This window comes from Bradyrhizobium sp. CCH5-F6, from assembly GCF_001556045.1.
Taxonomy (GTDB): Bacteria; Pseudomonadota; Alphaproteobacteria; order Rhizobiales; family Xanthobacteraceae; genus Bradyrhizobium.
Genome location: NZ_LSIC01000030.1, coordinates 41479 through 48731 on the forward strand (window position 1 = coordinate 41479; position 7253 = coordinate 48731).

General features: G+C 63.7%; 6 protein-coding genes. 3 read left to right on the forward strand and 3 right to left on the reverse strand.

The annotated features are described in order from the left end of the window. Positions 1 to 166: 166 nt before the first annotated feature. On the reverse strand, positions 167 to 1438 hold the full coding sequence (locus tag AX729_RS05940) for an MFS transporter (protein WP_061021037.1): 1272 nt from the start codon (positions 1436 to 1438) through the stop codon (positions 167 to 169). Between the two features lie 56 nt (positions 1439 to 1494). Next, positions 1495 to 2748 (reverse strand): tyrosine--tRNA ligase, encoded by a 1254-nt coding sequence (tyrS, locus tag AX729_RS05945; RefSeq protein WP_061021039.1) that lies wholly within the window; start codon positions 2746 to 2748, stop codon positions 1495 to 1497. A gap of 165 nt (positions 2749 to 2913) precedes the next feature. Here tyrS and AX729_RS05950 point away from each other — a divergent pair, with 165 nt between their 5' ends. Beyond that, positions 2914 to 4017, forward strand: a complete 1104-nt coding sequence (locus AX729_RS05950; protein WP_061021046.1) for an anhydro-N-acetylmuramic acid kinase — start codon at positions 2914 to 2916, stop codon at positions 4015 to 4017. A 93-nt stretch (positions 4018 to 4110) separates the two neighbouring features. Continuing rightward, on the forward strand, positions 4111 to 4788 hold the full coding sequence (locus AX729_RS05955; protein WP_061021048.1) for a glutathione S-transferase family protein: 678 nt from the start codon (positions 4111 to 4113) through the stop codon (positions 4786 to 4788). A 123-nt stretch (positions 4789 to 4911) separates the two neighbouring features. Here the strand turns inward: AX729_RS05955 and AX729_RS05960 are convergent, their stop codons facing one another. Further along, entirely contained in the window at positions 4912 to 5559 is a 648-nt protein-coding gene (locus AX729_RS05960) for an alpha/beta hydrolase (protein WP_024337874.1), read from the reverse strand. A 346-nt stretch (positions 5560 to 5905) separates the two neighbouring features. Between AX729_RS05960 and AX729_RS05965 the strand changes: the two genes are divergently transcribed. Next, the gene (locus AX729_RS05965) at positions 5906 to 7045 is read left to right on the forward strand and encodes a cysteine desulfurase family protein (RefSeq protein WP_061021050.1); all 1140 of its coding nucleotides are present in this window, start codon (positions 5906 to 5908) and stop codon (positions 7043 to 7045) included. Positions 7046 to 7253 lie beyond the last annotated feature (208 nt).

A 7253-nucleotide genomic window follows, 5' to 3' on the forward strand; every position in this document is an offset into this window, starting at 1 on the left:
CGCAAGCCACCCAGGATCAATTCCACGCTGACATTTTCGTCATGTCGGGCAAAACAAAGCAGGCTTGCACCTTCAGCCGGACGCGGCCGGTTTTTTTGAAGGTGTTCGTCGCGTTGCTCCGTAATATCCCGGTGATGCCAAGGGGTGCAGGTTACGTCGGGGAAACTTATTCATGCAAGGCGGGGACGACCAGGAATGGAATCATTCCGAGGATGACGCTCGCAAGCGCGAATGCGAGCAGGAGATCGTAGCCGTGCGTTGCGTCGTGAATGAGACCGCCGCTCCATGAGCCGAAGGCCGAGCCCAATCCACTGCCGATCGAGATGGTGCCGAAGATCGTCCCGACGCGCTTGCCGCGAAAGATCTTCATCGCGGTTGCCGTGATCAGCGGTCCGCGTGAGCCCATCATGCTGCCGAAGCAGACGACGAAGCCGGTAAGCAGGATGACGTTCGGATAGTACTGCAGCAGCCAGAGCAGAACGATGCCGAGGATCGAGATCGCGTAGCTGAGCAGCACCGACGGCCGGCGTCCGATCAGGCCGTCGAGTGCGGAGACGCCGAGCATGCCGAACACCAGCACGACGCCCGAAAAACCCCAGGCGGTCGCGGCCTGGAGCGGCGGAAAGCCGGCGTCGATCAGATAGGTCACGATCTGCGCCGCGATCGCGTACATGCCGACCGCGGTGAAGAAGAAGGTCGAGAACAGCGCCCAGAACGCGTGATGTCGCATCGCGCTCAGAAGCGTCCAGCCGTTGTCGACGAAATCCGGATCGCTCTTCTTGGCGACGTGCGGTGAGCCGGCCGCGAACATGCGCCAGGGCAGGAGCAGCAGCGGCACCAGCAGCCCGAGCGCGGCGATGCCGTAGACCTGGTAGGTTTCGCGCCAGCCGAGACGATCGATCAGCAGCTGCGAGGCCGGCAGCAGTGCCAGCACGCCGCCGCCCATCGCCGAATAGACCACCGCCATGGCGGTCGGCAGCTTTGGGCCGAACCAGCGCCCGAGCAGGATCGAGTTGGGTACGTTGCCGATGAAGGCAACGCCGATGCCGACGCAGATGCCGATCGAAAGCTGGAATTGCCAGAGTGCCTGCGCGTGGCTCGCGATCAGAAAGGCCGAACCGAGCAAGAGCAACCCGAGCGCATAGACGACGCGCGGCCCGGAATGATCGAACAGGCGGCCTACCAGTGGCGCGGTCATCCCGCTGACCAGCCAGGTGAGGGAGTAGATAGAGACGGCCTGGGCGCGATCCCAGCCGAGGTTTTCGGAGATCGGCTTGAGGAAGACTGTGAAGCTCTCGCTGAGTCCGCGGCCAAGAACAGCCAGCGTGAAGCACAGGCAAAGCACGAGGAGCGCGGTGCGCACCGCGTTCCGCTGGGTGCTCCCGACCTGGTCCTTGCTCGTTTCCGCTGTCGTTTCCTTGGGCGCGTTCTGGTCCATTGCCGTCAGGGAGCGCGCTTCGGCGCGCCCTGACAAGCAGTGAAAAGCTCATACGCCTATGCAGGCTTGATGAGCACGTGTTTCTTCTTGCCGAAGGACAGCTTGATCACGCCTTCCGGCGTCAGATTGCCGACGGACAGTGCCATCTTCTCGTCGGTGACGGGCGCGTCGTTGACGCGCAGGCCGCCGCCCTTGATCTGGCGCCTCGCTTCGCCGTTGGAGGCAACCAACCCTGCCTTGACGAAGGCGTTGAGCACGCCGAGACCGGCGTCGATCTCGCCACGCGGAATTTCCACGGTCGGCAGGCTTTCGGCGAGCGCGCCTTCCTCGAAGGTGCGGCGCGCGGTCTCCGCTGCTTCGTTTGCAGCGTCACGGCCGTGCAGCAGCGCGGTTGCCTCGGTCGCGAGCACCTTCTTGGCTTCGTTGATCTCGGAGCCGCCGAGCGCTTCGAGCTTCTTGATCTCGGCCATCGGCAGCGTCGTGAACAGCTTCAGGAACTTGCCGACGTCGGCGTCTTCGGTGTTGCGCCAGTACTGCCAGAAATCATAGGGCGAGAACGCGTCGGCGTTGAGCCAGACCGCGCCTTGCGCCGTCTTGCCCATCTTGGCGCCCGACGCGGTCGTCAGCAGCGGCGTCGTCAGCGCGAACAGCTGGTGCGTGCCCATGCGGCGGCCGAGATCGACGCCCATGATGATGTTGCCCCACTGGTCCGAGCCGCCCATCTGCAATTTGCAGCCGGTGCGCTTGGCGAGCTCGACGAAGTCGTAGGCCTGGCAGACCATGTAGTTGAATTCGATGAAGCTCATCTCCTGCTCGCGCTCGAGACGCAGCCGCACGGAGTCCATGGTCAGCATGCGGTTCACCGAGAAGTGCCGGCCGACGTCGCGCAGCATCTCGATCCAGTTCAGCTTCGTCAGCCACTCCGCATTGTCGAGCATGATGGCGTCGCTCTTGCCCTCGCCATAACGGAGCACCTTTGCGAACACGCCGCGGATCGATTCCTTGTTGGCCTCGATCTCGGCGACGGTGCGCATCGCGCGCGTCTCGTCCTTGCCGGAGGGGTCGCCCACCATGGTGGTGCCGCCGCCCATCAGCGTGATCGGCTTGTTGCCGGACTGCTGGAGCCAGTGCAGCATCATCATGGTCAGGTAATTGCCGATGTGCAGCGAGCGGGCGGTGCAATCGTAGCCGACATAGGCGGTCGCCTCGCCCTTGGCGGCGAGGGCGTCCAGCCCCTCGAAATCGGAGCACTGGTGGATGAAGCCACGTTCCTGCACGGTGTTGAGGAAATCCGATTTAAATGCAGTCATCTGTCGGCGTGCCTGACAATTCTTGGTTTACTGTTTTGGGGGCAGTTTAAGGGTCTTCCGCGGGAACCCGATGACCGCCCGCCACTTGGCGCGTTGGCATTATAAGATGTGTCCCTCTGGCACAAGATCGGCAGGCCAGGGCGGGTCTCTTGAGGACGCTGATCCATGATGTTGACGGCACTCGGTTTGATGAGCGGCACCTCGCTGGATGGGGTGGATGTCGCGCTGATCGAAACCGACGGAAAGCAGGTGAAGGCGTTCGGGCCGTCCGGCTACCGGGCCTATAGCCCGGCCGAGCGTAACCTGCTGCGCCAGGCATTGAGCGAGGCCGTGCATCTTTCGCAGCGCGACGCCCGGCCGGGCATTCTGGCCGATGCCGAGCGTGCGGTGACGCTGGCCCATGCCGAGGCGGTCACTGCGTTCCTCGCCCAGAACCGCATGAGGCCGGAGGACATCGACATCGTAGGCTTCCACGGCCAGACCGTGCTGCACCGGCCCGAAAAGCGGCTGACGGTGCAGATTGGCGATGCGCCGGCGCTGGCCAGGGCAATCCATATCCCGGTGATGCATGATTTCCGCGCCGCCGACGTCGAGGCCGGCGGGCAGGGCGCGCCTCTGGTGCCGGTCTACCACCGCGCGCTCGCCCATTCGCTGGAGCGCGAGCAGCCGATCGTCGTGGTCAATATCGGCGGCGTCTCCAACATCACCTATATCGACGGCAACGACGCGCTGATTGCCTGCGACACGGGTCCCGGCAATGCGCTGCTGGACGATTTCATGTACCGCACGATGAACAAGGCGTTCGATGCGGAAGGCAAGTTCGCAGCGCTCGGCAAGGCGGATGAAGCCTGGATCGCGCGGGCGCTGGAGCTGCCGTTCTTTGCGCTGCCGCCTCCGAAATCGCTCGACCGCAACGATTTTGCCACCCTGAAGCTCGGCGACGTGCTGCCTGCCGACGGTGCTGCGACGCTGACCGCCTTCACCGCCGCCGCGATCGCGCGCATCATTCCGCTGCTGCCGCGGCGGCCGCGCAGCTGGATCGTCTGCGGCGGCGGCGCCCGCAACCTGACCATACTGCGGATGCTGCGGGAACGGGTGGGCTCGGCAACCGTCGAGGCCGCCGAGACGCTCGGCTGGGCCTCCGACGCCATCGAGGCGCAGGCCTTCGGTTTCCTCGCTGTGCGCGGTTTGAAGGGCTTGCCGCTGTCCTATCCGGCGACCACCGGCGTGCCGATGCCGATGACGGGTGGGGTCATGGCGCGGCCGTGAGCATGAACGTTGATGCAGATGCATCCATCTTGACGAATTAATGCAGGTGCATCTATATTTATGCAGTTGCATCTAATTGTCGGGATCCTCGCCATGACCGCTTCGCTCAAACTGATCAGCCACAAGCTTTGCCCCTACGTCCAGCGCGCGGTGATCGCGCTGAAGGAGAAGGGCGTCCCGTTCGAGCGGATCGACATTGATCTCGCCAGCAAGCCCGACTGGTTTCTGAAACTGTCGCCGCTCGGCAAGGTGCCGGTGCTGGTGGTGACCACCGGGGAGGGCGAGGTCGCGCTGTTCGAGAGCAACGTCATTTGCGAGTACATCGAGGAGACGCAAGGTGGTGCGAAGCTGCATCCAGCGGATGCGCTGAAGCGTGCCGAGCACCGCGCCTGGATGGAGTTCGGCTCGGCGATTCTCGCTGATCTCTGGGGCCTGGAGACGACGAGCGATCCGGCGATCTTTGAAAGCAAGCGCCAGGCGCTTGTCGCGAAATTCGCGCGGGTCGAGGCCACGCTCGGCGCAGGTCCGTTCTTTGCGGGAGACGCGTTCAGCCTGGTAGATGCGGTGTTTGCGCCGATATTCCGCTATTTCGATTTGTTCGACGAACTGACCGCGCACGATATTTTCAGGGATGTGCCGAAGGTCCGCGCATGGCGAGCAGAGCTGACGAAGCGTCCGAGCGTGCGCTCAGCGGTCGACGTGAATTATCCGGATTTGCTCCGCACTTTCCTCGTGAAGCACGACGCGCATCTGCTCAAGCTCGCGGCCTGAGCGCGCACGTTGGTTTCGTAGCCCGGATGGAGCGAAGCGCAATCCGGGGCCTTGTATCCGCGGATGAAGTTCCCCGGATTTCGCTTCGCTCCATCCGGGCTACAAGGTCTAAGCGCTATTGCCTCAGCGCACGTTCGCCAGACGCATGTCGAGATAGGCCGTGATGGTTTCCATCAGCGGTTCGAGCTTGGCGTCGAAGAAATGATTGGCGCCCGGGATGATCTGCTGATCGATCACGATGCCCTTCTGCGTCTTCAGCTTCTCGACCAGGGTGTTGACGTCCTTCGGGGGCACCACTGCGTCCTTTTCGCCATGCACGATCAGGCCCGACGACGGGCAGGGCGCGAGGAACGAGAAATCGTAGAGGTTGGCCGGCGGCGCGATCGAGATGAAGCCCTCGACCTCGGGCCGGCGCATCAGGAGCTGCATGCCGATCCAGGCGCCGAAGGAGAACCCTGCGACCCAGCAGGCGCGCGCTTCGGGATTGATGGTCTGCGCCCAGTCGAGCGCGGCGGCCGCATCCGACAATTCGCCGGTGCCGTGGTCGAACGAGCCCTGGCTGCGGCCGACGCCGCGGAAGTTGAAGCGCAGCACGGAGAAGCCGCGATGCGCGAAGGCGTAGTAGCACTGGTACACGATCTGATGGTTCATCGTGCCGTGGAACTGCGGATGCGGGTGCAGGATCATCGCGATCGGCGCGTTCTTCTGCTTGGCCGGGTGATAGCGGCCTTCGAGACGGCCAGCAGGGCCGGTGAAAATGACTTCGGGCATCGGTGATCTCTTGATTGATTTCCTGGAGAGATGATCCCTAGCAATCAACCGATTGTAGCTTCATCGGCAGGTGCCGATGGAAGCGCGAATGAAGGGTGAGAAGGCGCGCCTTGCGGTGATGCGCTGAGAGCGCGCGGTGACTTGACGGTGCGCGTTCTAACATAGGCTGAGGGTCAAAAAGCAAGCATCTTGAACATCACCCAATGGGCTCAAGGTGTTAGCATGTCATGGCCACGTCATCGGGCGCCGCGGAGGTGGAATCCCGGTTGCCAAGCGCGCGAGGGCGCGCCATGTCCCGCGGGCGGGCCAACAGGCCACGGTTCCTCAGCAAGTAATATATTACCCTATGCCGAGCCGCGTCTATCTCGATTGGAATGCGACCACGCCACTGCGCGCAGAGGCGCGCAGTGCCATGCTGGCCGCCTGGGATTTGGCCGGCAATCCGTCATCGGTCCACGCCGAGGGACGGGAGGCGCGACGGCTGGTCGAGGAGGCGCGTGCCGCGCTCGCGGCGGCGGTCGGTGCGCAACCGCGCAACGTCGTCTTCACCTCCGCTGGAACTGAGGCCAATGCGCTGGCGCTCTCGCCGGGGTTGCGGGGGCCCTCTGGCGGCCCAGCCGAGCGGCTGCTGGTGTCGGCGGTCGAGCATGCTTCGGTGCTCGCCGGCGGCCGGTTCCCGGCGGACAGGATCGGCCTGATCCAAGTCACGCGCTCCGGCGTGGTCGACCTCGAGCATCTGAAGTTGCAGCTCAAGGACGGCCCGCCGGCCCTGGTCTCGATCATGGCCGCCAACAACGAGACCGGTGCGCTCCAGCCCGTTGCCGAGGCCGCAGGCATCGTCCACGCGGCGGGCGGCCTCCTGCACGTGGATGCGATCCAGGCGCTCGGTAAAATCCCGTTCGACATCAATGCCGTAGGTGCCGACCTTGCCACCTTTTCTGCGCACAAGATCGGCGGCCCCAAGGGGGTTGGCGCACTGGTGATGCGCGAGGGAATCGGCGGCCTGGATCCGGTGCTGCGGGGCGGTGGGCAGGAGCTCAGCCGTCGGGCCGGAACCGAGAATGTCGCGGGCATCGCCGGCTTCGGGGCGGCGGTGAAGGCCGCGCTTCAAGCTCTGCCGGAGGATGTGAAGCGAATGGCAACTCTCAGGGATCATTTGGAAAATGGCCTTCGCGGCATAGCCGGAGCGACGATCTTTGCCGACGACGTGGAGCGGTTGCCGAATACCGTGTTGTTCACTGCGTCAGGCCTGAAGGCCGAAACTGCCGTGATCGGCTTCGACCTGGAGGGTATCGCAGTCTCCTCCGGCTCGGCCTGTTCCTCTGGAAAGGTCCAACCATCCCACGTCCTGTCTGCCATGGGCTACGATCCTGCGGTCGCGCAGGGAGCGGTGCGTCTCAGTCTGGGCTGGTCCACGGAGCCGGAGGACATCAACAGGGCGTTAGAGGCTTGGCGAAAGCTTGGTAATACCCTACTTAAGGGCTAAGCGACGAAACACGGCTCGAACGGTTCTAAGCCCGTGCTTTCCGCAGAGAAATATCGTAATACTCGACCAAGTTTGATCCACCGCGGTCCTTGAAACCGCGAGCGGAGGATGGAATGCCAGCCGTACAAGAGACGGTCGAGCGCGTGAAGCGCATCGACGTCGACCAGTATCGTTATGGGTTTGAGACCCTGATCGAGTCCGACAAGGC